Origin of the sequence: Phormidesmis priestleyi ULC007 (genome assembly GCF_001895925.1) — a bacterium.
Classification (GTDB): domain Bacteria; phylum Cyanobacteriota; class Cyanobacteriia; order Leptolyngbyales; family Leptolyngbyaceae; genus Phormidesmis_A; species Phormidesmis_A priestleyi_A.
Genome location: NZ_MPPI01000009.1, coordinates 176,256 through 201,243, shown reverse-complemented (window position 1 = coordinate 201,243; position 24,988 = coordinate 176,256). Strand labels below are relative to the sequence as shown.

The 24,988-nt window shown below is 47.4% G+C and carries 34 protein-coding genes and 2 pseudogenes; 20 read left to right on the top strand and 16 right to left on the bottom strand.

All coding sequences use genetic code 11. The features are described from left to right. Positions 1–84 precede the first annotated feature (84 nt). Positions 85–249 (bottom strand): annotated as a pseudogene (locus BRW63_RS27640) (helix-turn-helix domain-containing protein); the annotation flags it as partial. Between the two features lie 222 nt (positions 250–471). Beyond that, the gene (locus BRW63_RS10620; protein WP_073070945.1) at positions 472–957 is read right to left on the bottom strand and encodes an anthrone oxygenase family protein; all 486 of its coding nucleotides are present in this window, start codon (positions 955–957) and stop codon (positions 472–474) included. A gap of 225 nt (positions 958–1,182) precedes the next feature. On the opposite strand from BRW63_RS10620, the pseudogene BRW63_RS29920 reads away from it, so the two are divergent. The 7 genes and pseudogenes from BRW63_RS29920 to BRW63_RS28260 form a co-directional block, all read left to right on the top strand. Next, positions 1,183–1,356, top strand: a pseudogene (locus BRW63_RS29920) (IS5/IS1182 family transposase); the annotation flags it as partial. Further along, positions 1,356–1,721, top strand: a complete 366-nt coding sequence (locus BRW63_RS10610) for a PAS domain-containing protein (protein WP_073070943.1) — start codon at positions 1,356–1,358, stop codon at positions 1,719–1,721. The pseudogene BRW63_RS29920 and the gene BRW63_RS10610, both read left to right, overlap by 1 nt. A gap of 9 nt (positions 1,722–1,730) precedes the next feature. Further along, positions 1,731–3,059: a PAS domain-containing protein gene (locus tag BRW63_RS10605; protein WP_073070942.1), complete on the top strand. Its 1,329-nt coding sequence runs from the start codon at positions 1,731–1,733 to the stop codon at positions 3,057–3,059. 260 nt (positions 3,060–3,319) lie between these two features. Then, positions 3,320–3,559: a DUF433 domain-containing protein gene (locus BRW63_RS10600; RefSeq protein ID WP_073070940.1), complete on the top strand. Its 240-nt coding sequence runs from the start codon at positions 3,320–3,322 to the stop codon at positions 3,557–3,559. 161 nt (positions 3,560–3,720) lie between these two features. Then, positions 3,721–3,936 (top strand): hypothetical protein, encoded by a 216-nt coding sequence (locus tag BRW63_RS10595; RefSeq protein ID WP_073070938.1) that lies wholly within the window; start codon positions 3,721–3,723, stop codon positions 3,934–3,936. Positions 3,937–3,972: 36 nt separating this feature from the next. Beyond that, positions 3,973–4,923, top strand: a complete 951-nt coding sequence (locus BRW63_RS10590; RefSeq protein ID WP_073070936.1) for a tetratricopeptide repeat protein — start codon at positions 3,973–3,975, stop codon at positions 4,921–4,923. 39 nt (positions 4,924–4,962) lie between these two features. Then, entirely contained in the window at positions 4,963–5,130 is a 168-nt protein-coding gene (locus BRW63_RS28260; protein ID WP_181314368.1) for a hypothetical protein, read from the top strand. A gap of 152 nt (positions 5,131–5,282) precedes the next feature. Here the strand turns inward: BRW63_RS28260 and BRW63_RS10585 are convergent, their stop codons facing one another. From BRW63_RS10585 to BRW63_RS10575, 3 genes are all read right to left on the bottom strand, one after another. Next, a complete protein-coding gene (locus tag BRW63_RS10585) occupies positions 5,283–5,585 on the bottom strand; it encodes a hypothetical protein (protein ID WP_083582843.1) in 303 nt (100 codons plus the stop codon). A gap of 15 nt (positions 5,586–5,600) precedes the next feature. Then, a complete protein-coding gene (hisIE, locus tag BRW63_RS10580) occupies positions 5,601–6,248 on the bottom strand; it encodes a bifunctional phosphoribosyl-AMP cyclohydrolase/phosphoribosyl-ATP diphosphatase HisIE (protein ID WP_073070932.1) in 648 nt (215 codons plus the stop codon). A 287-nt stretch (positions 6,249–6,535) separates the two neighbouring features. After that, complete coding sequence (locus BRW63_RS10575) at positions 6,536–6,757, bottom strand: ChaB family protein (protein ID WP_073070931.1); 222 nt, start codon at positions 6,755–6,757, stop codon at positions 6,536–6,538. Positions 6,758–6,889: 132 nt separating this feature from the next. Here BRW63_RS10575 and hemL point away from each other — a divergent pair, with 132 nt between their 5' ends. The 3 genes from hemL to BRW63_RS10565 all read left to right on the top strand — a co-directional run bounded on the left by hemL (position 6,890) and on the right by BRW63_RS10565 (position 8,958). Further along, positions 6,890–8,209: a glutamate-1-semialdehyde 2,1-aminomutase gene (gene hemL, locus BRW63_RS10570; RefSeq protein WP_244913185.1), complete on the top strand. Its 1,320-nt coding sequence runs from the start codon at positions 6,890–6,892 to the stop codon at positions 8,207–8,209. Positions 8,210–8,297: 88 nt separating this feature from the next. Beyond that, positions 8,298–8,426, top strand: coding sequence for a hypothetical protein (locus BRW63_RS29520; protein WP_262983532.1), 129 nt, complete (start codon positions 8,298–8,300; stop codon positions 8,424–8,426). A 139-nt stretch (positions 8,427–8,565) separates the two neighbouring features. Further along, positions 8,566–8,958: a tetratricopeptide repeat protein gene (locus tag BRW63_RS10565; RefSeq protein WP_073070929.1), complete on the top strand. Its 393-nt coding sequence runs from the start codon at positions 8,566–8,568 to the stop codon at positions 8,956–8,958. Positions 8,959–9,363: 405 nt separating this feature from the next. Here BRW63_RS10565 and BRW63_RS10555 read toward each other — a convergent pair whose 3' ends face one another. From BRW63_RS10555 to sufR, 6 genes are all read right to left on the bottom strand, one after another. Next, positions 9,364–9,528, bottom strand: coding sequence for a metallothionein (locus BRW63_RS10555; protein WP_073070927.1), 165 nt, complete (start codon positions 9,526–9,528; stop codon positions 9,364–9,366). A gap of 115 nt (positions 9,529–9,643) precedes the next feature. Beyond that, positions 9,644–10,114, bottom strand: a complete 471-nt coding sequence (locus BRW63_RS10550) for a tellurite resistance TerB family protein (RefSeq protein WP_073070925.1) — start codon at positions 10,112–10,114, stop codon at positions 9,644–9,646. A 135-nt stretch (positions 10,115–10,249) separates the two neighbouring features. Continuing rightward, the gene (locus tag BRW63_RS10545) at positions 10,250–10,741 is read right to left on the bottom strand and encodes a YajQ family cyclic di-GMP-binding protein (protein WP_073070924.1); all 492 of its coding nucleotides are present in this window, start codon (positions 10,739–10,741) and stop codon (positions 10,250–10,252) included. A gap of 30 nt (positions 10,742–10,771) precedes the next feature. Beyond that, a complete protein-coding gene (locus tag BRW63_RS10540; RefSeq protein WP_073070922.1) occupies positions 10,772–11,203 on the bottom strand; it encodes an MAPEG family protein in 432 nt (143 codons plus the stop codon). A 10-nt stretch (positions 11,204–11,213) separates the two neighbouring features. Continuing rightward, complete coding sequence (locus BRW63_RS10535; protein WP_073070920.1) at positions 11,214–11,717, bottom strand: DNA recombination-mediator protein A; 504 nt, start codon at positions 11,715–11,717, stop codon at positions 11,214–11,216. Between the two features lie 99 nt (positions 11,718–11,816). Further along, positions 11,817–12,458, bottom strand: a complete 642-nt coding sequence (gene sufR / locus BRW63_RS10530) for an iron-sulfur cluster biosynthesis transcriptional regulator SufR (protein ID WP_073070919.1) — start codon at positions 12,456–12,458, stop codon at positions 11,817–11,819. 138 nt (positions 12,459–12,596) lie between these two features. Here sufR and BRW63_RS10525 point away from each other — a divergent pair, with 138 nt between their 5' ends. From BRW63_RS10525 to BRW63_RS10485, 9 genes are all read left to right on the top strand, one after another. After that, positions 12,597–12,959, top strand: a complete 363-nt coding sequence (locus tag BRW63_RS10525; RefSeq protein ID WP_073070917.1) for a ferredoxin thioredoxin reductase catalytic beta subunit — start codon at positions 12,597–12,599, stop codon at positions 12,957–12,959. Between the two features lie 68 nt (positions 12,960–13,027). Beyond that, positions 13,028–14,464, top strand: coding sequence for a Fe-S cluster assembly protein SufB (gene sufB, locus BRW63_RS10520; protein ID WP_073070915.1), 1,437 nt, complete (start codon positions 13,028–13,030; stop codon positions 14,462–14,464). A gap of 297 nt (positions 14,465–14,761) precedes the next feature. Further along, positions 14,762–15,394 (top strand): restriction endonuclease subunit R, encoded by a 633-nt coding sequence (locus tag BRW63_RS10515; RefSeq protein WP_073070913.1) that lies wholly within the window; start codon positions 14,762–14,764, stop codon positions 15,392–15,394. Beyond that, complete coding sequence (gene sufC / locus BRW63_RS10510; protein WP_073070911.1) at positions 15,395–16,183, top strand: Fe-S cluster assembly ATPase SufC; 789 nt, start codon at positions 15,395–15,397, stop codon at positions 16,181–16,183. Further along, the gene (gene sufD, locus BRW63_RS10505; RefSeq protein WP_073070909.1) at positions 16,180–17,523 is read left to right on the top strand and encodes a Fe-S cluster assembly protein SufD; all 1,344 of its coding nucleotides are present in this window, start codon (positions 16,180–16,182) and stop codon (positions 17,521–17,523) included. Before sufC ends, sufD begins: the two co-directional genes overlap by 4 nt. A 24-nt stretch (positions 17,524–17,547) precedes the next feature. Further along, on the top strand, positions 17,548–18,807 hold the full coding sequence (locus BRW63_RS10500) for a SufS family cysteine desulfurase (RefSeq protein ID WP_073070908.1): 1,260 nt from the start codon (positions 17,548–17,550) through the stop codon (positions 18,805–18,807). A gap of 135 nt (positions 18,808–18,942) precedes the next feature. Continuing rightward, positions 18,943–19,404 carry a TspO/MBR family protein gene (locus BRW63_RS10495; protein WP_073070906.1) on the top strand — a complete coding sequence of 154 codons (462 nt, stop codon included), beginning with the start codon at positions 18,943–18,945 and terminating at the stop codon, positions 19,402–19,404. 55 nt (positions 19,405–19,459) lie between these two features. Further along, positions 19,460–19,879, top strand: a complete 420-nt coding sequence (locus tag BRW63_RS10490; RefSeq protein WP_073070904.1) for a peptidylprolyl isomerase — start codon at positions 19,460–19,462, stop codon at positions 19,877–19,879. A 76-nt stretch (positions 19,880–19,955) separates the two neighbouring features. Next, entirely contained in the window at positions 19,956–20,531 is a 576-nt protein-coding gene (locus BRW63_RS10485) for a Uma2 family endonuclease (protein ID WP_073070902.1), read from the top strand. 208 nt (positions 20,532–20,739) lie between these two features. Here BRW63_RS10485 and BRW63_RS10480 read toward each other — a convergent pair whose 3' ends face one another. The 5 genes from BRW63_RS10480 to yidD form a co-directional block, all read right to left on the bottom strand. After that, positions 20,740–21,567: a hypothetical protein gene (locus tag BRW63_RS10480; RefSeq protein WP_073070901.1), complete on the bottom strand. Its 828-nt coding sequence runs from the start codon at positions 21,565–21,567 to the stop codon at positions 20,740–20,742. A gap of 277 nt (positions 21,568–21,844) precedes the next feature. Then, entirely contained in the window at positions 21,845–22,222 is a 378-nt protein-coding gene (locus BRW63_RS10475; RefSeq protein WP_073070899.1) for a helix-turn-helix domain-containing protein, read from the bottom strand. A gap of 83 nt (positions 22,223–22,305) precedes the next feature. Beyond that, positions 22,306–22,992 carry a M15 family metallopeptidase gene (locus tag BRW63_RS10470; RefSeq protein WP_073070897.1) on the bottom strand — a complete coding sequence of 229 codons (687 nt, stop codon included), beginning with the start codon at positions 22,990–22,992 and terminating at the stop codon, positions 22,306–22,308. A 9-nt stretch (positions 22,993–23,001) separates the two neighbouring features. Next, positions 23,002–23,868 (bottom strand): SH3 domain-containing protein, encoded by an 867-nt coding sequence (locus BRW63_RS10465; protein WP_073070895.1) that lies wholly within the window; start codon positions 23,866–23,868, stop codon positions 23,002–23,004. A 39-nt stretch (positions 23,869–23,907) separates the two neighbouring features. Next, the gene (gene yidD, locus BRW63_RS10460) at positions 23,908–24,132 is read right to left on the bottom strand and encodes a membrane protein insertion efficiency factor YidD (RefSeq protein WP_073070894.1); all 225 of its coding nucleotides are present in this window, start codon (positions 24,130–24,132) and stop codon (positions 23,908–23,910) included. 101 nt (positions 24,133–24,233) lie between these two features. Here yidD and rpsD point away from each other — a divergent pair, with 101 nt between their 5' ends. Beyond that, a complete protein-coding gene (rpsD, locus tag BRW63_RS10455; protein ID WP_073070892.1) occupies positions 24,234–24,842 on the top strand; it encodes a 30S ribosomal protein S4 in 609 nt (202 codons plus the stop codon). The last annotated feature ends 146 nt before the right edge of the window (positions 24,843–24,988 follow it).

The following is a 24,988-nucleotide window of genomic DNA, read 5'->3' as shown; positions in this document are numbered from 1 at the left end:
ACTGTTACGTCAGATTCAAAAGAATCGCAGCCTCGCAGATGAGCTAGGGTTTGAAATCATCGTCAAGCCCTTACCATTCTTGCCTTATTGAGACTGCTGCAAGATGTGAGTCAATCCTTTCAGTCCGGCAATGCCCCCGGCTTGGTAGTCTTTGAGGTAGCTTCGTAGGGTGTTCTGACTCACCTGTACCAGTTGAGCCATTTCCCAGTGGGGTAAGCCTTGACTCTTCAAATCCAACGCTTCCATTTTGCCCTGGACTCGCGGATGGGGTGATGGAACCGTTCATAGTGCAGGGCTGCAATCTCGACTTCGCTGAATGAGATCTCAATCAAGGGAACCTCCCCTATTCTTTTACGGTGTTTCTCATCAAGGATACCCAAAAAAACGAAGTCTGTGCCCCTACAGAGTATAGTTACAAAATGCAGTGGATTTCGTAAAACAGTTGCACGAACAACTTAAGGAAATGTTGGATTAGTGAAGTGCGATCGCAAACAATACGGCTGCTACAAGTGCGACGAGTGTCCGAACATGGTTCCAGAATGTCCAGTCGGTCAGGTATCTTGCCCATAAGTTTGCGCCTTCAGGACTCTCTGGCTTGACGATCGCCAACGCATCATTTAGTGGTACATTGCAGGCGATCGTCACTCCGATCGTACCAACAAGATAGAGCAGGCTCGCCACCAGCAGGTAGACAGCCGCCGATTGCTGCCATTTGAACAGGACGGAGACCGCTAGAAAGAGACAAGCTAAAGCCGTTCCAAATAAAGCGATCATGAACAACGGATTAATCGCCGTAATGTTGATCGACTGCATCGCGGCAATGCCTTGAGGTGGCTGAAGTCGGGCGAGTGCAGGCATCACAAAAGTCGAGAAGGCAAAGAAGACTCCGGCGATTAGCCCGCAGCCGATCGCCGCGAAAAGCATTAAGGGGAAACGCAAGTTATGAACTGTTGCCATAAAGCCTCCTGCGGATTAATGTCAGTTTAGCGGACTATAGCAATCCTAAACGAATGGTGGGATTGGGCATCTTGTCCGTACAGGCTTCCAGCCTGTACTACTCTCACAACTGAAGTAGGATTGCTATAGGGCACCTCGAAAAATCTATTCAGAGGAGTCTTAACGTGAGACAAGTGTGAGATCATAGTTATAGGGCAGTAAGAGGACGACAATCAGGGCGACAAGATTTGGGCAGACAGTGCTTATCGGGCTGAGGCGATTGAGGAAACGTTGGAGTTGATGCAGTTCGACAGTCAGCTTCATGAGCGGGGGTATCGCAACCGCCCGTTAACTGAAGAACAGAAGCAGTCCAATCGAACCAAGCCCACAACGCGCGTCAAAGTCGAGCAGGTGTTTGGGTGTTGGGTGATGCAGATGGGGGCAAACTGCTGCGTTCGATAATTGAGCAAGTCCATCAACTGCAAGCCGATTTGCACCGCAGCAATGCTTTGTTAGAAGCCGTTCAAGCAACGGCGATCGACGGCATTGCAATCGTTGATCAAGATCGTCGCATCGTGTCTTACAACCAGCAGTTTTGCAAGATCTGGCGCATTCCAGAAGCAACGGTTCAAGCAAGCGAGTTACAACAACTGCTGCAACTCGTCCGCGATCGAATGCCACAGACCGAAGAATTTTGGGCGCGAGTTGAATTTATATATCAGTATCCAGATTTGACCAGTCGAGATGAAATTGTCTTACAAGATGGGCGATCGCTCGATCGCTAGTCGGCTCCGGTGCGCCTACCCGATGGCAGCGATCTGGGTAGAATTTGGTACTACCGAGATATCACCGATCGTAAGCAGACTGAGCAAGCTTTGCAGGCGAGAGAATCGCAATATCGCGATTTAGTCGAAACTTCTAATAGCGTCATTCTCCGGTGCGATCCTGACGGCAAGGCGCGATTCATCAATGACTACGGTCAGCGATTTTTCGGATTCAGCGCCGATGAATTAATTGGGCGCAGCATTACTGAAACGATCGTTCCTCAAATAGAAACCACTGGACGCGATCTGCGACAGCTAATGGCAGATTATGCTCAACAACCAGAGCAATATTCACTCTATGAAAATGAAAACGTTTGCAAGAATGGCGATCGCGTCTGGATGTCTTGGACAAACAAACCCATTTTCGATTCAGATGGCAATTTGATTGAAATTCTTTCATTCGGAACCGACGCAACGGAACGCAAACAAGCACAGTTGGCTTTACAAAAGAGTGAAGCGCAGCTACAGGCAATTCTCAACAACGCGAATGCTTCTATCTTCGTTAAAGATCTAGAGGGTTGCTATACCTTTGCAAATCGAGCGCTAGCCGAAGAATTTAACGTTCAGCCCGAAGAGATAATTGGCAAAACGGACTATGAGTTTCTGCCCTTCGATCTGGCTGAAATTTATAGCGCCAACGATCGTAAAGCCCTGGATGCCGGGACTGCTATCAAAATAAACGAAACGACCCCTCACAGGGATGGAGATTCAACCTTTGTCACCGTCAAGTTTCCATTATTTGATTTAGAGGGCAACACTTACGCCACTTGCAGCATTTCAACTGACATTAGCGATCGCGTCTGTGCCGAAACCGCTCTATGCAACAGCAAACTAAGATATCGCAGTATTTTTCAAAATTCGCAGGTCGGTATTGGTCGATCGTGCTTCAAACAAAACGGGCTATTTCTCGGTGCTAATCAGCGTTGTGCTGAAATTCTAGGACATCGATCGGCAACAGAATTAATTGACAAGCGATTTGCCCTGAAATACTATGTCAATCCCGACGATCGCCAGCACCTGATTAACGAACTAGAGCAGCAGGGCGAAGTCCCAGATTTTGAAGTTAAGCTGCGCCGTATTGATGGCTTAATCGTGTGGGCGCTGATTTCACTCAAGGTCAACGTTGAAGCAACCTGCACTGATTTTGTTCTGACTGATATTAGCGAACGTAAGCGATCGCCAGTCAACGCGCCGAGACAAGCTCGACCATCCCACAACCTAAATCTGGCAATGGGAGCGCCAACGGTCGTCACACTATTCTTTGACCGTGAGTTTAAATACTTTGATCCTGTTCCCTGACGATCCTCTGTATGAGCTATTGGAATATCTTAAAAGCCGTAAAGATCACTCGCCGTTCCCTGAGCTTCTGTGGCACGATCGAAGACAAACCTGCTCTGATTGAAGATAACGGATGCCCTCTGCTCCGATCAACGGCAAATGGTACGAGATGCTGCTTGAACCTACAAACTACTTAACCTGTGCCTATATAAAGCCTCGATCGCATGACTTAAGCTCCAACCCAAAAATTGACAAACCTTACTAGATTATTAAATTGAGTGATGGCAACGACAAAAATCAGAAAGACTCCGGGAATTTGCAATGGAGCCGCTTGTATCGGGCGGACGCAGATTCCCGTTTGGGAAGTGATAGCTTTGCAGTCGCAGGGCTGCTCAGATGTCAACTTGCTCAGCGACTACCCGCAGTTGACTAGAGATGATCTCAAAGCCGCTCGTACCTACTACGCTCAACATCCAGAAGAAATCGACGCGGCAATCACCGCTGAAAACTCAGAGATCTAGCACGATATCACAGCACGTCAAAACCTAGAGATTAGCTCAGATCTTGCACCCGTCTCAATGATTGCCCGATCACCCGCCCTGAATTAAAATTCGGGCTAATCGCAAAAGTCCTCTGAAGAGGACTGAGCCAAAGTTTCAACCCGTTTCAATGGGTTTAAGCGATGAGCCAGGAACTAAAGTTTTGGGCGGTTGTTGACAGAGGTGAAAGATCTAAGTTTAGCTATCTTGAACCTGTGCTGCAAGTGTTGCTGCTGCGGCTGAATGTGTTGCGCGGGAGTTTTGGATTAGCGATCGCTGAAGCTTTGATTGATGAACCATTAAAACTAGAGCATTTGCGAAAGTTGGCACGATCGTCGTTTGTGCAAGAACAGCGATGAGGAGAAGAATGGCGGTTTGAGTTCTTCTTACCGTTGGTGAAACGGTATCTGGCGCAACGGGCACAACAAGAGGATCAGACGCAAGTTGAGCATATGAGAGCGATCGCGTATTTCATTGAAAAGATTAAGCCGTCAAAGGAAACGATCACGGACTGTGCCGAAGAACTAGAAATCTTTCACCATCGTTGTGAGTTAGGACAATATGCACTTGCACAAGAGGTGATAGATATTTGCGTAGACTTCTTGAAGCGACAAGGCTACTACGGAGATTTAATCAGGATTCACGAGCGACTGACAGCAGAATGGTATCCTCAGAATCCAAAGGAGCAACACAATTTAGGCTGGGCATGGGCGAGGTTGGGAAACCTGTATCGATCTGTAGGAAAGTATCGGGCTGCGATTTCCAGCCACAAAGAAGCCCAAGCAAAATTTAACCAAATTGATTTTTCTAAAGGGAAAGCAGCTTCCCTCGGTAATCTGGGTAATGTCTATCAATTGTTAGGACAGTATGAACAGGCGATCAACTTTCATCAACAGTCCTTGGAGATTACACGGGAAATTGGCGATCGCTGGGGCGAAGCTGCTTCCCTATTCAACAAATCATTAGCACTCGCTAGATATGAACCTCGCTGCTTTCAGGCACTCGTCACACTTCAGCAAGCTCGTGAAATTTATGCGGAGTTGCAACTCGATCACAGGGTCGAGAAATGTGACGAAGAAATTTACGCCTTCAACCGAATCATTGCCACCGAACAACGTCAATCAGTGCCTATTCTCCCTCCTACTCCCACGATCGACAACGCTCCCCCCCAAGACGACTGGTACGGATCGCAGCCCACCTACCAAATCACAACCTCACTCCACCTCACAACGCCAAATCAACTGGGTTCTCTGGTTCTGCGTTGGATTAGCGATCGTCCTTCTCATCGCATGGCTGCGGAAATAAGCGATCAACGAAATGAGCCGCGATCGTTCCATTCATGCTAGAAGTGGACTCGTATCGAAGCTATTCAGCAAGAACTAGAAATGCTGAAACAAAAAGTGCTGACTCATGAGCAAAGCGAAGTTGCAAAGAATTGTCCCAAAACTCAACTTAGAGGAATTTGGAAAGGAGTTGAAATCTCAGATCAACTTCTAGAAGAAGCCAAGCGATCGCTAATTTCCAAAGATTTTAGGGATAAGGAACAGATTTAGTCGTGGAAATTTTTGTCATTGATACTCATGCGGATAATCAGATTCTCTAAACTCAATGATAGCTGTGTCCACTAGAGCTAGTTTAAGCGCAACTGTAAAGTAATCGCCGAACAAGTTTTAACCACAAGCTAACGGCAGAAAACTTAAAGTTTCTACAAATCTTTTCGGTTTCTAGATAACAAACCCCAAAATTCTTCGCCTTCATCTTCAAAGCGAACTGCCCCGGCTCGAACTAAAATTCGTCTCAGTTCTTCATCCTCAAAGCCGCCCAATCTCTTTTTAATCACCTTGAAGGTTCGCTTCTTCCAGCGTTCATCTTCCAAAAGAGATTTGGCAACCTGTTCAGCCATAAATTCTGCTCTCAGTTCTGATTTGAGTCTTCTTTCTTGAGCAGCAAAGGTGACAACTCCTGTAATGACAGCGGTTGCAACAGATGTGATGATGGTTTCTAACATGGTTGAAATCGAGTCTTACCGTCTTCGTTCTTGCAATTTGCGGTAGACGGCTTTGATGTCTACTTTGTGATAAGCCAGAGCGACTAGCGTGTGATAGAGCAAGTCGGCAGCTTCGCCTGCGATCGCATCTGCATCATCATCTTTACAAGCCATCACGACTTCAGCCGCTTCTTCGCCAATTTTTTTGAGAATCTTGTTGTCGCCGCCATCTAGGAGTTTGCGGGTGTAAGACCCTTCGCTGGGGTTATCGCGGCGATCGCAAATCACCCCAAACACTTGCGACAGCGTATCAGCAGGTGGAGCAGTCACCTCACCCTTGACTTGATGGAAACAACTGCGTTCACCAGTGTGACAAGCGACATCCCCAATTTGCTCAACGGTGACGAGTAGCGCATCGCTATCACAGTCATATCGAATCGCTTTTACCTTCTGAATGTGTCCTGACGTTGCGCCTTTATTCCAGAATGCTTGACGCGATCGACTCCAAAACCAGGTTTCGCCTGTCTCTAAAGTTTTTTGCAGCGATTCTTGATTCATCCACGCCATCATCAAGACAGTGCCATCGAGATAATCTTGTACGATCGCCGGAACTAACCCCCGATCGTCATACTGGATTTTCTCAACGGGAATGGACTGCACAAACGGAGATTTAGAAGCTGACATGGCACGGGTGGATAAGTCACCTGTTCACGATATCACTTGTGCGATCGGTTAATGGCGTTGGTATAGGTCTTGTGAATTGTTTCACTAACGAAACTTATCCGTTATTAACTCAAATGCAAAATGGGAACACGATTAGTGCAAAGCGCAACCGCAAAGCAACTGCTCTTTAACAAAATCGCACTCCCAAATTTTCTAGTTATCTAATTTGAAAGGTCTCCTCAACGAAGGGTAAGGCAACCTGCCTCAAAAATTTACAATTTAAAGGCCGAAATCAAAAAATCAAAAAATCAGGCAACTTTGACCACTTCAAGACAGGCTTCTTGAGAGATTCCGCTATTCAAGCTGACCGCTTGATTTCTGACTGCACTCCACGCAATTTGATGCGCTTTTGACTCTTCGCCATACCACTGAAGAGCAGAGTTAAACGCTACCCTGTAGAAGTGTTGAGCTGTTTCAGAAAGCTGAGTGCGAATACTCGCAGGTAACTCCTGATTGTTTTGGTACGACATCCTAGCCGCCTCCGGTAAGTGAGATAATTGATTAGTATGGCTTGCTGTAACTAGAAATCTGCCTACCTTGAGGAAGATCTTCGATGATCAGACTCAGGTAGCGCTGCCTATCGCTATTGCAAAGCAACCGTAATGGATTTTAAGGAGAAAACTTTGATCACAGGCACTTTGAGAACCACAAAATCAGAAGAAATCTTTGCCGCCGCTCAGAAACTCATGCCGGGTGGGGTGAGTTCCCCAGTAAGAGCGTTTAAGTCGGTGGGCGGACAGCCGATCGTGTTCGATCATGTCAAAGGCGCATACGCTTGGGATGTCGATGGCAACCAATATATCGACTACATCGGCTCTTGGGGCCCCGCAATTTGCGGTCACGCTCACCCCGAAGTCTTGAAGGCACTTCACGAAACGTTAGAAAAGGGCACCAGCTTCGGCGCTCCCAATGTGCTAGAAAATGTCTTGGCTGAAAGGGTGATCGATGCCGTTCCTAGTGTGGAGATGGTGCGATTTGTCAATTCTGGCACTGAGGCATGTATGTCTGTGCTGCGCTTGATGCGGGCGTTTACCGGGCGCGAAAAAATCATCAAATTTGAGGGCTGCTATCACGGTCATGCCGATATGTTTTTGGTGAAGGCAGGTTCGGGTGTGGCGACTTTAGGATTACCCGACTCTCCGGGCGTTCCTAAATCGACGACCAACAGCACGCTGACTGCGCCTTTCAATAATTTGGAAGCCGTCAAAGCTTTGTTTGCAGCCAATCCCGGTGAGATTGCTGGCGTGATTTTAGAACCCGTGGTTGGCAATGCTGGGTTTATTCCGCCTGATGCTGGCTTTCTGGCGGGTCTGCGAGAACTGACCCGTGAAAACGATGCGCTACTGATCTTTGATGAAGTGATGACAGGCTTCCGAATTGCCTACGGTGGCGCACAAGAGAAGTTTGGGATCACGCCCGATTTGACAACGCTGGGCAAGGTGATTGGTGGCGGGTTGCCTGTCGGTGCTTATGGCGGACGCAAAGACATTATGGCAATGGTTGCCCCCGCAGGCCCGATGTATCAGGCGGGAACGCTATCAGGAAACCCTCTCGCGATGGCTGCGGGGATCAAAACCTTGGAACTGTTGCGCCAACCAGGGACTTATGAGTTGCTCGATCGCATCACCACCCGACTCACACAAGGACTGCTCTCCGTTGCCAAAGAAACAGGTCATGCAGCTTGCGGTGGCTCGATTAGCGGCATGTTTGGCTTCTTCTTCACTGAAGGCCCAGTTCACAACTACGAAGACGCTAAGAAATGCGACTTGGCTAAGTTTGGGCGTTTCCATCGCGCCATGTTAGAGCAAGGGGTTTATCTGGCACCTTCTCAATTTGAAGCCGGGTTTACTTCACTTGCCCATACAGATGAGGATATCGATCGCACGATCGCAGCCGCACAATCAGTGATGAAAAACTTGTAGAGAGTTTTAGGACTTCGCAATTCTGAGAAATAGTTGACGTTGGGGCAATCTTTCTGGGGTTGCCCTTTTTCGTTTACCGAGATTGCTCGTGTCTAAACTTTTTCAGCGTCAGTGGATCTTTGTTTTTGCCCTAACGTTTTTGGTTGCGTTCGGATCAGTTACGGCAACGCATTCTCAAACCCCTTCAAGTCGAGATGCGACGATCGCTGATTCCTAAATCCACTAAGGATGAAATCGAACTGTATGCAGGTGGCGAAGTGCTAACAAATACACAAACTATGTTGCGAATATTGAAACAGAAGGTTTTTCCTCATGTACATGATAGTTTAGCTTGGTCATCTAAGTTCTAAATCGCAATGCGCTCTCAGAAAACCTGCATCCTTGCTCTGGTTACATTTCTGACTACTGTTTCCACTTCTCCATCCCTGTTTTTTTCCTTGCCGCTGTCTGCCCAGCAAACCTCTGACCAAGCTCAAGATCCCCGCAAAGCAAAGGCACATGAACTATTTGAACAAGGGCAGCAGCAAATTGAGGCTAGACAATTTGATAGTGCGCGTCAGTTACTTCAACAGGCGCTAAACATATATCAAATGATCAAAGATCCTACTGGAGAATTTGCAGCATTGTGGACAATAGGACAGTCCTATCAAAAGCAGGAGAATTTTCCAGAAGCGATTAAATATTACCAAAGATCATCAAGCCCGCAACCCCCTACAAGGCATCCCAGAACTCGAAAAATATCACCGTGAACCGAGATCAAACTAGAGAGATAAGGCGCGATCGCGATTCCAAATCACCAGGTTTCGGTTTCGTCAAGCAGATCCAAAACTTCTTGTTCAACCGATCGAGAACGCAAAATATCTAGCGCACCTTAGTCTGCTAATTCAATAATTTCTGCCACAGATTGCCTCACCTGTTGAGCAATTTCTGGCTGCTACTGAAGCAGTTTTAGATTGAGTTGCTCTATCAAACCATCCATTGATTTTTTCATAACCCTATCTCTTATTCAAGGAGGCTTTTGTACACATTGTAATCAGATCAAATGAGGAGCGATCGCTTACAATTTAGCCACAATCTAGAATAAATTGAATCAAGAAAAATTGGGAAAGGGCAAGAGGAAACCTACAAATTTTCTTTTTGCCCTTTATTTTGATCTAACAGGTGCAGCCTTTGTGTCCGCAGTCGCCGTGCCCGTTGGGATGACCATCGGCGCAGACTTCGCTGCAATAGAGTTTGCCATCTTTTTGAACTGCGCCTTCTGTAGTAACAATACACAGGCAAGGCTCACAAGCACATTTCATTTGGGTAACAGCCGTCATGATAGTCTCCTTTGGTTTGTGTCTTCACCATAACATGTGAACAGACATTCATATATTAAATTCAATAAAAAGTAGGGAGCAGATTGGAAAACTCCCTACGATCGCTCACTACACTTTATTCTTCCTCTTCCTCTTCCTCTTCTTCGTCAGAAAACATTTCAGCCATCAGTTCTTGAGCGCGATCGTCAGAGATTTTGAGCGCCTGACGCAAATCTTCTAAGTATTCTTCTTCAGCTTCAGGCACTTCACCATCTACCGCAAGAACTGCCATTGTCACGATGAAGGCAACTTCTTTGAGGTCACGATCGGACAAAGACTCGATCGCTTGGGCAAACACTGCGTCTGCGCCTTCTTCTTGCACGAGCGCACTGACTTTGGCACCCAATTCGTGCAGGTCTTCGTCTGAAAAATCTTCGTACAAGCCAATACCAAGACCAGAAAGCATTTCATCGAGGGCATAGCCTTCGTCTTCGTTAACCTCTTCGTCTGCATAGGCAGCAAAGATGGCGATCGCGGCGATCGCGACTTCTGGTTCGAGCGCAACTTGACTTTGAGTCCCTTTGGTTGGCAACCGACGCTTAGGCATAATTTTCTCTTGGGTAAGTATTTTCGTGGTCTAGCGATGTTTGAGAATCATCAGACCGCGCCTATTGTGCCCAATCTACGATCGCAGAACTCACTCGAAAATTATTTTTGAGCGATCGACTCCCAAAAAGTCTGATTACCGATAGTTGTTAAACTGCAACGCCATCGGATAATCTTCCTGCTTTAATCGCTGCATCACGCCTTGCAGATCATCTTTCGCTTTAGCAGAAACGCGCACCGCATCGCCTTGAATCGAGCCTTGCACCTTCTTAAACTCGTCTCGAATCAGCTTGGTGATCTGTTTAGCGACTTCTGGCGTGAGTCCTTTTTTAAGCTTGATCTCTTGCCGCACTCGATTGCCACTGGCAGATTCTACTTTGCCATAGTCAAAAATCTTGAGCGATAGATTGCGCTTGGCAGACTTGATTTGCAGAATGGTCTGAATTGCATCTAGGGTAAATTCGCTGTCGGTGCTGATGACGATCGCGTCTTCACCCAGTTCTAAAGTCGTTTTGGTGTCTTTGAGATCATAACGAGCAATGATCTCGCGATTGGTTTGATCAACCGCGTTGACGAGTTCTTGGCGATCGAAGTCACTGACCACATCAAAAGAAAAAGTAGAAGCCATAGGAAAATAGAGGGACAGGGGACAGGGCAACTATCCTTTAATGGTGCTAGTAATGCTCGCGGCAATCAAGGTAAAAATGCACGTTGAGCCAAGGGCAAACATTAAAGAACGGAGTATGGGCACGTTGAAGATGTAGGCGGCTGAGTAGATCAAGCGGATGGGGAGATAAGCAATGGCTGCCCAAGTGACAGATTCAGAGGTTTGACCCGTCACGTATGCCATTAGCGCTGCGACGCTAAACAACATAAACGACTCCCACGAGTTTTGATGTGCCCACGTTGCCCGTTGACCAAAGGCAGGAAGTTTGTCAAACGCAGCGCGGGGAGCCGCCCTCATTTCTTTGTCATAGCCAGCCGTGACGCGGGCATATCCCACCACGAGAAAGGGCAGATAGACCAAAACGGCAGCAGCCGCGATCGCACTCAGCAAGATCGTCGAGGTAGACAGTCCAAACACGCTCATGACTAATTTCCTAATCGAAATAAAATAAGGTTACGATCTTGCGCTGATCTTCTGCATCTTGGCAGGTTTGCAGCAGCGTTCGGCTGTCGTGAAACGCAAAACTGATCAACTGCTGACACCGAGAAATAATTTCCCGGTTACACAAAGCGCTGGCTTCAGCTAGAGAAAGACTATTGTTCTCAGGGTTTTCGACCAAATTCATAACGTTTTCGAGCTGTTCGCGAGATTCGCGAGGTTGGCGATCCATTGTTTGGGGCAAGATCACCGTCAGCAGACTGGGATCGGCACGCAGCGCACCCCGAATGGCTGCAAAGTTGGTTCCGGTAGAGCCGGATGTAATCAGACGATTTCCTTCTAAAACCAGGGCATAGCTCATCATCTCAATCAAATTTTGGTGAGTGATGGGCACATGACGAGAACCCAGCAAGGCGATTCGCTTAGAACCCGTTTGCTGAATGGTGGCTAGCTCTTGCAAAAAATCATCGACTTTGGGTAGATCGATCGACTGGCTCAAAGATGTATTTAGGGTAACAACGCCGCTATTTTATCAGACAGGCTCGTCATCCGAACGTTTTGCCTACGCGCCGATCGATCCAAAAGCCGTAAATCACGATTATTTGGGCTGAATTAGATATCCACAGCGATGTTCACCTTTGACGAGCCAGTGAGTGCGATCGACCCGACAATCCGGCAAGGCTAACTCAAACATTTCTAACTCGTGACCGCAAACGCTGGGAAATGACTCCGCAATTTGAGAAATTGCACAATTATATTCGGTCAACACAAATTTGGGAGTCGTATCGGGGTCAATCTCGTGACATTCTGCCATATAGCCCTCTAGTCGCCGTAGTTCAACGAGTTTGTTGACGCGATCGGACAAGTCACTCTCTCCCAAATTCTCCCGATATTCGATGCCCTTGCGCTCCCATTGTCTACGGAGAATCGAACTCACTTGATCGCGCCCGACCGTTTCTGCCAACGTATCGAGGAGAGACACCGCAAAATCATTGTAGCGATCGGGAAACTGCGATCGACCCTCTCGACTCAAGGTGTAGACATGATTGGGACGACCCATCCCCGTCTGCATCGCCTGGTGCAAGATTAGCCCTTCTGTTTCCAAATCTTTGAGATGGCGACGAATTGCCTGCGGACTCACCTGCAACTGTTCCGCCAATTCTTGAGCGGTTGATTGACCCTGCTTCAAAAGTTGATGCAAGATGTCTTGTTTGGTAGAGGGCTGTTGAGTCGTGGTCATCCTAAAGCTCACAGAAATCTAAGACAAAAAACTTGACTTAAACAACGTTATTGTTGCTAAAGTACCTTAGAATGGAAGTTGAGCAACAAAGATGTTGTTTTAATTATAAGATCTATTGGATGTAGTGTCGTTCTGGTTATGAATACAGAAACCCCAAACACCCAAGCATCAGATAAAAGCCTCGAAGCGATGAGGCACTTTTCAGAAACCTACGCCAAGCGCACAGGCACTTATTTTTGCGTCGATCCCGGCGTGACGGCAGTGGTGATCGAAGGGCTTGCCAAGCATAAAGATGACTTGGGCGCTCCCCTTTGCCCCTGTCGCCACTATGAAGACAAAGAAGCCGAAGTCTCAGCCGCTTATTGGAACTGCCCCTGTGTCCCCATGCGTGAGCGCAAAGAGTGCCACTGTTTGCTATTTCTGACCCCAGATAACGATTTTGCAGGTGAGATGCAAGCCATCACCTTTGACGAAATTCGTGCCACGACCAACCATGCCTAATCAGGATTGAGGATCAGATTCCTGATCCTTAAGCCCTTCCTCGCCCTTGAGAAAAGAGAACACGATCGATGACTTCAACTGTTCAAAATCTGGTAAACCAGCCTTACAAATACGGGTTCGTCACTGATATCGAATCCGACACTATTCCTCGTGGGTTGAGCGAAGAGATGGTGCGGCTGATTTCGACCAAGAAAGAAGAGCCGGAATTTATGCTGGAGTTTCGACTCAAAGCATATCGGCAATGGCTGAAAATGACCGAACCAGATTGGGCCCATGTGGGATATCCGGCGATCGATTATCAAGACATTATTTACTACTCTGCGCCCAAGCTCAAAGAGAAGAAAAAGAGCCTGGATGAAGTTGATCCAGAGATGCTGGAAGCCTTTGAAAAGTTAGGCATTTCTCTGTCTGAGCAAAAGCGCTTGAGCAATGTGGCAGTCGATGCGATTTTTGATAGCGTTTCAGTCGCCACCACCTTTAAAGAAAAGCTTGCTAAAGACGGCGTGATCTTCTGCTCGATCTCTGAAGCCGTGCGGGAATATCCTGAATTAGTCAAGAAATATCTGGGAAGCGTGGTGCCCGTTGGCGACAATTACTTTGCAGCGCTTAACTCTGCTGTGTTTAGTGATGGCTCTTTCGTCTACATCCCCAAAGGCGTGAAGTGCCCAATGGAATTGTCTACTTACTTCCGCATCAATAATGGCGATTCGGGTCAGTTTGAACGAACGCTGATTATTGCTGAAGAAGGCAGTCAGGTCAGCTATCTCGAAGGCTGCACGGCTCCGATGTTTGACACCAATCAGCTTCATGCGGCGGTGGTTGAGCTAGTTGCTCTTGATAACGCTGACATCAAATATTCCACGGTGCAGAACTGGTATGCAGGTGACGCGAATGGCAAAGGCGGCATCTACAATTTCGTCACCAAACGCGGGTTGTGTCAGGGTGTGAACTCCAAAATCTCCTGGACACAAGTCGAGACGGGTTCTGCGATCACCTGGAAATATCCAAGCTGTGTGCTAGTCGGCGATAACTCCGTCGGTGAGTTTTACTCCGTGGCGTTGACCAATCACCACCAGCAAGCCGACACCGGAACCAAAATGTTCCACATCGGCAAAAACACCCGCAGCACGATCATCTCAAAAGGGATTTCGGCGGGTCAGTCGCACAACAGCTATCGCGGTTTGGTGAAGATCGGGCCCAAAGCCACAGGTGCGCGCAACTATTCGCAGTGTGACTCGATGCTGATCGGCGATCGTGCCCAAGCAAACACGTTCCCTTACATTCAGGTGCAAAACAACCAGAGCAAAGTCGAACACGAAGCGTCTACCTCCAAGATTGGGGAAGACCAGTTGTTCTACTTCAGCCAGCGTGGTATTTCACCAGAAGACGCGATCTCGATGATGATTAGTGGCTTTTGTAAGGATGTGTTTAACCAGTTGCCGATGGAGTTTGCGGTTGAAGCCGATCGGCTCCTCAGCCTCAAGCTTGAAGGTTCTGTAGGGTAGATTCTGAGATGCCTAGCCCACTCTTCTCACGCTATAGCCAGGGAGAAAATCGAGTTACGGCAAGCATTCTTGCAGTGTTTGAACGAATCTCTTTCTCCCTGGCTATAGCGAATTCTGCAAATTCTAAATGGAGAGCCAAGTCTCCCGTTCTTTAAAATCAAGAATCAATCAAGTCTGGAAAAGCAGATTCAGTTCCAGTTCCAAATGGAGTGGTTCAAGCATCATTTTCCTATTGGATCGAAACACGGAGAAACCCAGCAACAACGACAGAATTGCTGAAAGGGGAGGGGTGAAATAATGACTCAAACCATTCAAGCCAAAAACGTAACCCTGAGAGACTTAACGCTTCAGTTTGGACTTCAACTTACTGAGGACGGGCAGTTTTTTCGTGAATGGCAAGACGACCTACCAGAAGTCACTGATGATCAGAAGCAATTTCTCGACAAAGTAAGGGCGGGATACCTGAACTTGGTACGTGATCCGCCCCTGCTAGAGAAAACCATTCAAATTACGATTTTAGGGCCATTCCTATTTCTGGCAGACTTCTTTCTGCCTCCCTTTCAAATTAAGACTGAACAGTCGATCGAGATAACTGCTGAAGATGAAGGCACAATCGTTCGAGGACAGATTGACATTTTGCTGATGAGAGAGCAATTTTGGGTTGCAGTGATCGAGTCTAAAAGATTCTCTTTCTCCATGGAAGCTGGACTAGCGCAACTTCTAGCATATATGCTGGCAAATCCACATCCTAATCAGCCCGGTTTTGGTTTGATTGTGACGGGTGGAACTTTTGTGTTCATTAAATTGATTAAAGACACAGTTTCGCAGTATGCCGTTTCTAGGGAGTTTGCGATCCGTAACCCTGGAAATGAGCTGTATGAAGTGTTCAGAATTCTGAAACAGATTAGCGTAGTGAAAGAGGTCTATTGAGTGATTAACGAAAACAGCGAAGTTATTTTATCGGTTAAAGATCTGACCGCAGATGTAGGTGATACTCAGATTCTCAAAGGTTTGAATCTGGAAATTAAGGCGGGTGAAATTCACGCGATTATGGGGCCAAATGGATCAGGAAAAAGTACTTTTTCTAAGATTTTGGCAGGGCATCCCGCTTACAAAGTGACTGCTGGCGAGGTCACTTTTCGGGGACAGAATTTGTTGGAAATGGAGCCGGACGATCGGGCAAAATCCGGTGTGTTTCTCGCCTTCCAATATCCGTTAGAAATTCCGGGTGTCAGCAACTTAGACTTTTTGCGCGTCTCCTATAACGCCAAGCGAAAACAAGAAGGTTTAGAAGAATTAGATTCGTTTGACTTTGATGAGTTAGTTCGCACCAAGTTAGATCTGCTGAAAATGGATGCTGCTTTCCTCAGCCGCAGTGTGAATGAAGGCTTTTCTGGCGGTGAGAAAAAGCGCAACGAAATTCTGCAAATGGCACTTTTAGAACCCAAGCTTGGCATTCTCGACGAAATCGATTCTGGTTTAGATATCGACGCGTTGAAAATCGTCGCCAACGGAGTCAATCAACTTAGAAAGTTTGACAACGCGATTCTGATGATTACTCACTATCAGCGTTTGCTGGATTACATCGTCCCCGATTTTGTTCACGTTATGGAAGGTGGACGCATTCTCACCACAGGCGGCAAAGAACTGGCTTTTGAGCTAGAAGCTCGTGGTTATGAATGGGTGCGCGAAGAAGAAGCGGCGGAGGTAGCGCGATGAGTATTGAATCCGCTCCTGCCCATGCGATCGAGCCGACTCTAAAAGCGAGAGTCGATCGCGCCGCCTATCTGGCGGGATTGCTAAAGTCACGTCCTGAATTGTCAGCAGAACTGGCTGAATTGCAGGGAGTGCGCGATCGGGCACTGGCGATCGCTCAAGAGTTAGCGATTCCCACCACACGCGATGAAGAATGGCGATTCACCGATCTGTCATCGCTGGTGCAAATCAATTTTCAACCGATTCACGATCAGCCGACAATTAGCTTTGCTCAAATCGAATCGTTCATTTTGCCCGAAGCGGTGAACAGTCGCCTCGTGTTTGTGAATGGGATTTACGCGCCCGATCTATCGGCTGTAGACGATTTGCCCGAAGGCGTTCTCGTTGGCAATTTGAGTGCTGGCATTCAATTGATCCCGTCTTTGCAGAATTATTTGGCAAAACAGCAGGGTTCAGAGGAAGTTTTTACAGTTCTGAATACGGCAAGCTTGATCGATGCTGCGATCGTACACGTCCCTAAAAATCAAGAAGTCGAAACGCCGATTCAACTACTTTTTGTATCCACTTCTGGCGACACCGCTACGATTTCCCATCCTCGCTGTCTCGTGATTGCAGAATCGGGCAGTAGCCTGACGCTGATTGAAGAGTATGTGACGATCGCAGACGGCGGATATTTCACCAACGCCGTGACGGAGATCGCGATCGCCGAGAACGCCCAGGTAAGTCACACTAGAGTTCAGAGAGAAGGTGAGACAGCGTTTCACATTGGCAAAACTGTTGTGTCTCAAGCTCGTGATTCTCGCTATACCTGCAATGCGATTAGCTTAGGTGCTAAGATTTCTCGCCACAATTTAGAGGTTTATCAGACGGGTGAGCAGACGCAAACTACGCTCAACGGGCTGACGATGATCAACGGTGAGCAAGTCGGCGACACTCACAGCAAGATTGCCTTTACTAAACCTTATGGAACGAGCGATCAGGTGCAGAAATGTATTGTCGGCGATCGTGCTCATGCCATTTTCAACGGCAAAGTCTCTGTCCCGCAAGCTGCACAACTGACGAACGCCGCTCAACTCAGCCGAAATCTGCTCCTCTCTCCGAGAGCCAGAGTTGACACTAAACCTCAGCTAGAAATCACTGCCGATAACGTCAAATGTGCCCACGGCGCAACAGTCAGCCAACTCGAAGATGACGAAGTGTTTTATCTGCAAAGTCGAGGCTTAAACCAAGAAGAAGCCCGTAAATTGTTGACGTATGCGTTTGCGATCGAGATCATCAATCACATCCCAGTCGCGTCTCTCAAAGCCAATCTCACCACTACCATCCGAACTCAACAACTCTAAATCCCTCATCACCCTTCCTCTAAGATGACTATTATTCAAGAAAAGACCATTGCCGCCAAAGTGCGATCTGACTTCCCGATTCTGCACCAGCAAATTCACGGCAAGCCTTTGGTTTATCTCGATAATGCGGCGACCTCGCAGAAGCCGATCGCCGTTCTCGATGCGTTGCGTCACTATTACGAACACGATAACGCCAACGTGCATCGCGGCGTTCACACACTCAGTTCACGAGCGACGGATGGCTACGAAGGCGCACGCGATAAAGTAGCTGCCTTTGTGAATGCGGCATCTCGGCAAGAGATTGTCTACACGCGCAACGCCAGCGAAGCGATTAACCTCGTCGCCTATTCGTGGGGAAGCACCTTAAAGTCTGGGGACGAGATTATTTTGTCGGTGATGGAGCATCATAGCAATCTGATTCCGTGGCAGATGTTGGCTCAGAGAACGGGAGCAGTGCTGAAGTTTGTCGGGCTGACTGATACAGAAGAATTTGATTTCGAGCAATTCAAGTCGTTGTTGTCAGATAGAACGAAGATTGTTTCTGTTGTCCACGTCTCGAATACGCTGGGCTGCATTAATCCTGTTAAAGAGATTTGTGCAGAGGCGCATCGCTACGGCGTAAAAGTGTTGATTGATGCCTGTCAGAGTTTGCCTCACATGACGATCAACGTGCAAGATATCGATTGCGATTGGTTGGTCGGTTCGGGTCACAAAATGTGTGCCCCGACTGGGATTGGCTTTCTCTACGGCAAATTGGATCTGCTGCGATCGATGCCTCCCTTTCTCGGCGGTGGCGAGATGATTGCCGATGTCTTTTTAGATCACGCCACTTATGCCGATTTGCCTCACAAATTTGAAGCGGGGACTCCCGCGATCGCAGAAGCGATCGGGCTAGGCGCAGCCGTCGATTATTTGACCAACATCGGCATGGACAAGATTCACGCCTACGAAGAAGAACTCACCGCATATCTTTTTCACAAACTGAAAGAAATCCCTGAGCTTCGGATTTATGGGCCTCAACCAAACGCAGATGGAAGCGGACGAGCGGCATTAGCGGCATTTACGGCAGGCGAAGTGCATCCTCACGATTTGTCTACAATTTTAGATCAGGCAGGAATCGCAATCCGGGCAGGGCATCACTGCACCCAGCCGCTTCACCGCCATCTCAAAGCGCAATCGACTGCACGAGCCAGCTTATATTTCTACAACACTCGTGAAGAGATTGATGTCTTTATTGCCTCACTGAAAGAAGCGGTTGAATTTTTTGGTGAAGTTTTTGCCTAAGTTCGCTCTTTTGGATGGGGGCGATCGCATCTAAAGATTGATGGTTGCTTAAGGAAATCTCTGACACAATAAACGCTTGATGACACGCTAAGTCTTCAAGCGCTTTTTTATTTAAAGTTATTAAAGGTTAGAGACATGATCAAGTCGTGGATGATAATCGGAGCCGTCACGTTTCTCGTTGCCTTTGGGAGTGGACTGCTCAGACCCAAAGACGTAAAGTGGTTTGCACGATTGCGTCGTCCCAATTGGCTGACGTTTGAAGCTTTAATTCCGGTGATCTGGACGATCGTCTTTATCTGCGGCGCGTGGTCAGCCTACATCGTGTGGGAGCTTACCCAAAGTTGGGCGTTAATGGCGTTTTATCTGCTGGTAGAAGTGGTAATCGTGCTCTATTCCCCGGTGATGCTGTGGACGCGACGGCTCAACTATGGCACCATCATCGGCGGGGTGGGGTTCATCTTAGGCTTGATTCTGACATTTTTTGTGATGCAAGTCTCTGGCACTGCGGCGCTCTTGTTAGTCCCTTACTTGCTGTGGAGTCCGATCGGCACCTACACCACCTGGGAAATGAGCAAACTTAATCCTGAATCTGCATAACCTCATCACTCCATAGAGTTGTAGGATCTTAAGGGTGAAAATAAGGAGCAACTCTATGACTCGCATCATCATGGAAACCGATAAGGGCACGATTCATCTTGATATGTTTGATCAAGACGCGCCTAAAACGATCGAGAACTTCGTAGAACTAGCAAACAAAGGATTTTACGATGGTCTAAAGTTTCATCGGGTCATTCCCAACTTTATGGTTCAGGGCGGCTGTCCGCTAGGGACTGGAACAGGTGGGCCTGGTTACAAAATCAACTGCGAGATTAACAAAAATAAGCATTTGGCAGGAACTCTGTCAATGGCTCATGCAGGTCGCAACACGGGCGGAAGTCAGTTCTTCATCTGTCATTCTCCTCAACCTCACCTCGACGGGCAGCATACTACCTTTGGACAAACCCAAGATATGGATGTTGTAAACGCCATTCGTCAGGGTGACAAAATTATCTCGGTGAAGGTCGAAGAGTAAACGATTTTGGATTTTGAATGATGAGTCGAACGTCAGAACTCATCATTCAAAACCTAAAGTTCATACCCCAACCACCATGACAGCACTCACCATTCAACTCAATTCCATTATTGACTTGACTGACCAGCAGTTCTATAACCTCTGTCAAGCCAACCGAGATGTAAGATTTGAACGCACCGCCACCGGAGAACTCGTCATCATGTCCCCGACTGGCAGCGAAACAGGCAACCGCAACGGCAGATTTAACCAACGACTTTTTAACTGGTCAGATCAAGATGAATCTGGAATCGCTTTCGATTCTTCAACCGGATTTAAACTGCCCAATGGTGCCGATCGTTCTCCTGATGCTGCTTGGGTGAAGCTCGATCGTTGGAACGCGCTCAATCAAGAACAACAGCAGCGATTTGCGCCCATCTGTCCCGATTTTGTCGTCGAACTGCTGTCACCCAGCGATAACCTGACCATACTACAAGCCAAAATGCAGGAATATCTCGACAACGGCGCACGGTTAGGCTGGTTAATTAATCGCCAAACTCGCCAAGTTGAAATCTATCGCCCCGATCGGTTGGTGGAGGTGTTAGAAAATCCTGAAAGCTTGTCTGGCGAGGATGTTTTGCCCGGTTTCACACTACAGATGTTGGGTATTTGGTGATGTGATCGCTTCGTAGAATAACGCATCCGAAACTTAACTTTGGCGATCGGGGCTAACGAGCTAACGGCTTAAGTCGGTGACTGCAAACAACCTCGGCATTCACATCGGTGGTTTAGGTCAGTCCAGTGAGTCAGAATTGTTAGACTGCGCTATTGTGATTGCTTGGTTCGCTTTTAATGAGGATCAAACAATTGAATGAGTCGTGGGATCAACCCTTAGACTCTTCAGGCTCCCTTTTATCTTTTCTACCAATCAACCAAGTGACAAGACTAGCTAGTGAGCCAGATCCAATCACTAAGCTAAGAATCTCTTTCCAGTTACTAGATGTGAATTGGTTGACAGAATAACCCAAGTTTACCTTTACATCCCTTGTTTCACTAAATACTTCAACCTCAACTGAGCGTGTAATATTAAGTTTAGGCACATTGAGCTTGACGATAGCTTTCACGCGAATTAGATTATCTCCAGACTTGAGTGGTGTGACTCGCCAAAGCCATTTTCCAGGAGTGCTTGCAGTAACAAACTGCTCGCCACCTTCCACTTCAAAGACCTTAAACTCATCAGGCTGCACAATTAATTTCATCTCCGTGCTTTTGGGATCAAATCGAACTCCTGATTTAATTTTGATATCTCCCCTACCCTGCAATTCTTTTCTTATCTTTTCTGTAACCTCTGGAGCAATTCCAGCTTCAATCGTTTCTGAAACTCCAACCTTCATCTCTTTAGGTACATTGTGATATACTTGCCCTTTACGAAGCCGTGTTAATGCTTTATCAATGGCATCCTCGGCAAAGATTACTTCCTGTTGAGATGGCTTAGGCGGTTGTGTCACTCCACCAGGTGCTGCACCTCCACCTTCAATCGGCGGTCGTGTCTGTGGTGACGAACTAGATAATGGCTTGGGCAGTCGTGCGCTTACTACTACTTCGCTGGGTTCGGATTTGAGGGGGTGATCATATTTCAACGATGTGACATATATCAGGATTACGCCAAGTCCACTAAAGAGCAGAAAGAAAGTTAGCCACCGTAATTTCATTTATACATCCTCTAGAGAACTAGCTAGATAATTATTTCAAGGTATTGAAAGTACATCCGGTACGTTTTTATATTTTTTGCTCTCAAGCGATAATCTTGATGCATTAACGTTGCTAAAGACTAACAGTTCAGCACTGGCATAACGTTTCTGCTTATTATTCTAAAATCCATCGAACTCTCATCAAAACTGCTCTCAAACTTGCCCATCTCAGGATAGAAAGTTGGTCTAGGTTTTCTTGTCGCATCAGTCGCACAAAAATCCGATCGATATACTTTTGTTATGCGGAGGTTTGTGCAGATTCATAAGGCTGGATGAGAATCTCAGCCGGGATCCCCAACTCTTGATTTAGCCTCCGAATCATCTCCAGAGTCAAAGAACGCTTACGGGATAATATCTCAGAGACCCTAGCCCGACTTCCAAGACAGGGTTCCAAATCACGACGCGACCATTCACGGGTATCCATATAGTATTGGATCGCCTTGATCGGATCAGGCAGTTCGATCGGAAAATGTGTTTTCTCGTAGGCTTCCACCAAGGTAGTAAGCACATCTAGTCGGTCATAGTCAGGGGTGTTTGGGGCTGCATTAAACAGTAATTCGATTTCTCGAAGGGCTTCTTGATAATTTGCTTCAGTTCTAATTAGCTGCACTTCCATACATAAACCTCTGTTTAGCGAGGGACACCTGAAGAGATACTAACCTGCGATCGAGACTTCTAACTCCAGCGATCGGACTTCTCTCAAACGCGCCCATATTTCGCGACAAAGGGTTGGTCTAAGTTTTCTTGTCTCATCAGCCACACCCAAATCTGATCGCCATAGGAAAAATGCCACCACTCATTCCAGTGGCGTTTGAACCCGGCTGTAGTCATCACCTGGTTTAGAATCTGGCGACGTTGATCAAAATCAGAACCTTCAGCAAAGTGGTTGGGAAACGATCGCTCAGAAATCTCATCAATGGGAGAACCCATGTCGATCTCATCACCCAATTCATTTATTAACGTGACATCGATCGCGGCTCCGGTGCTGTGAGGTGGCGGCATTGCAGGATCAAGATTGGGAATCGCCCAAAACTGGTAAACCTGTTGCAAAAGATCTTGACGCTGTTCGTCAGTCAGATTTTTTGGCGTTAAATTTTGGGTCTGTGCCACTTCTAAAAAAGTGTAATCGACCATGAATTGCTGCACAGCTACAGGGCGATACGCATCAAAAATCTGAATTCGCCAGTTTGGATGATTTTTTTGTAAGGTTTGCTGGGCGATCAGGAGACGATCGACAACTCCCTGCCGCAAATAAAACGGCGATCGGTCTCCATAAGGCGCACCCAATTTCTCGTAGGGATGAGGTGACACCCGTGAGAACTCAGCCGGAATCGCAACGATCGCTTCGCCACATTCAAGAATCGGGACTTGTTGATAGGGCTTCATGCTTTCTGACTAATCGCCTCCTGGCATTTCTGTGATTTGCCATTTGCCATTGATTTTCTTAAAAATGGCTCGGTTCTCTAGCGATCGATAAGCATAGCGGTTATAAACATAGCCTTGCTTGCGGTTGGGCAAAATAACCGGAGTCCAATCGCTAATCGGATCGAATGCCTTAATCTGCTCTTCTTGACTATTCTCAAATCGCCTCTGATCAAACTTCACCACTTCATTAGATAAGATGCCCACGACTTCGCTGTTGAGATTGGGAAGGGCACGGACGTTGACTCGATCGCCGACCACAATCACATTAGACAATTCATACTCTAAACCGGGAGGTGTATCAGGTTTAGGAGGATATTGCTGATAAAAATCGCGCGACACGGTAGGACAAATCCAACCCTTGGCAGCCGTTGTCGCATTCGGGTCAGCAAATCCACAGGTTGATCCCATTGCCTTTTCTAAAATGCTCCAAAACGATGCTTTGGGATCTTCTAGCTTCAGTTCTTTAGCAGTGTTGGCTCTGCCAAACCCTAACGCGAGTCCCTTTTGCGGAATCAACGCTGATACGAATCCTGCATCTCGCTTTTGAATTGCCTGCTGCAACTGTTGACGAAACTTCGCAAACTCAGGAGTGGTTTGATCTTTTAACACAATGCGCTGATGCGGAAAGTCATCCAGCTTTGACTGAGGTGAGGGGGTTGGCGCTGGGGAGGCAGATTCGCTCGGTGACGGGGAAGGCGATAAAACTTCAGGTGAAGCGGCAATTGACGGAGCAGGCGGTTGATTTGGGGAATTGAAGCGCATCGTTGCCGCAATTCCTGCCCCCACCACCGCCGCACAAGAAACCGCGATCGCAATAATCCAGGGTGCTCTCTTCATGACCAGAAAATGTGACGATGCTAATCACTACAGGGTCAATCACTCGATTTCCTTATCAGGCACCGGATCATAACCGCCCGAACTGAAAGGGTGACAGCGACAGATGCGACGAGTTGCCAGCCAACTGCCTTTTAAGACTCCGTGACGATCGAGGGCTTCGATCGCATATTGTGAGCAAGTGGGCTGAAACCGACACGACGGCAAGAATAACGGCGAAATAAAGACTCGATAGCCGCGAACGAGTCCGATGAGCAGCAGTTTCATGGGGCGATCGCACTCAAAAAAATCATCTTCTTATTTGAAGTTAACAGCTTCACCCTCTATACTAGATAAGCTGTATAAATTTTCGAGACGAGGAAGTCAGAATGTCGCGATATCGAGGTCCGCGCTTAAGAATTGTGCGGCGTTTGGGAGACCTACCCGGTCTAACCCGCAAATCACCAAGACGAGCCTATCCCCCTGGCCAACACGGGCAAGAACGCAAAAAGCGCTCTGAATATGCAGTTCGTCTAGAAGAAAAACAAAAACTCCGCTTTAACTACGGCGTTAACGAGCGGCAACTGCTTCGCTATGTTAGAAAGGCTCGTCGGGCATCTGGCTCTACCGGACAGGTATTGCTGCAACTGCTCGAAATGCGTCTAGATAACACGGTGTTTCGCATGGGCATGGCTCCGACCATTCCGGGTGCGCGTCAGGTGGTCAATCATGGGCACATCACCGTTAACGGTCGCGTCGTCGATATTGCCAGCTACCAGTGTCGTGCTGGAGATGTGATCGCAGTCAAAGACAAAGAGGCTTCTCGCAAGTTAGTTGAGCAAAACTTACAGTATCCGGGTTTGGCAAACCTACCGAATCACTTGGAGTTTGATAAAAACAAGCTCACAGGCAAAGTGAATAGTGTGATTGAGCGCGAATGGATCGCGATTCAAATCAATGAACTGCTGGTGGTTGAGTACTACTCCCGTCAGGCTTAATCTCGCTAAAGCTACGATCGAGATTTACGCGGCACTCGAAATATTTTGCAAAGCCTTTTGATCCCGTCAGTCAAAAGGCTTTTGATTTGTGAATTTATAGTTTTGCTGGTCCGAACTCTCCATACTATTTAATGCTTGCTCAGAAG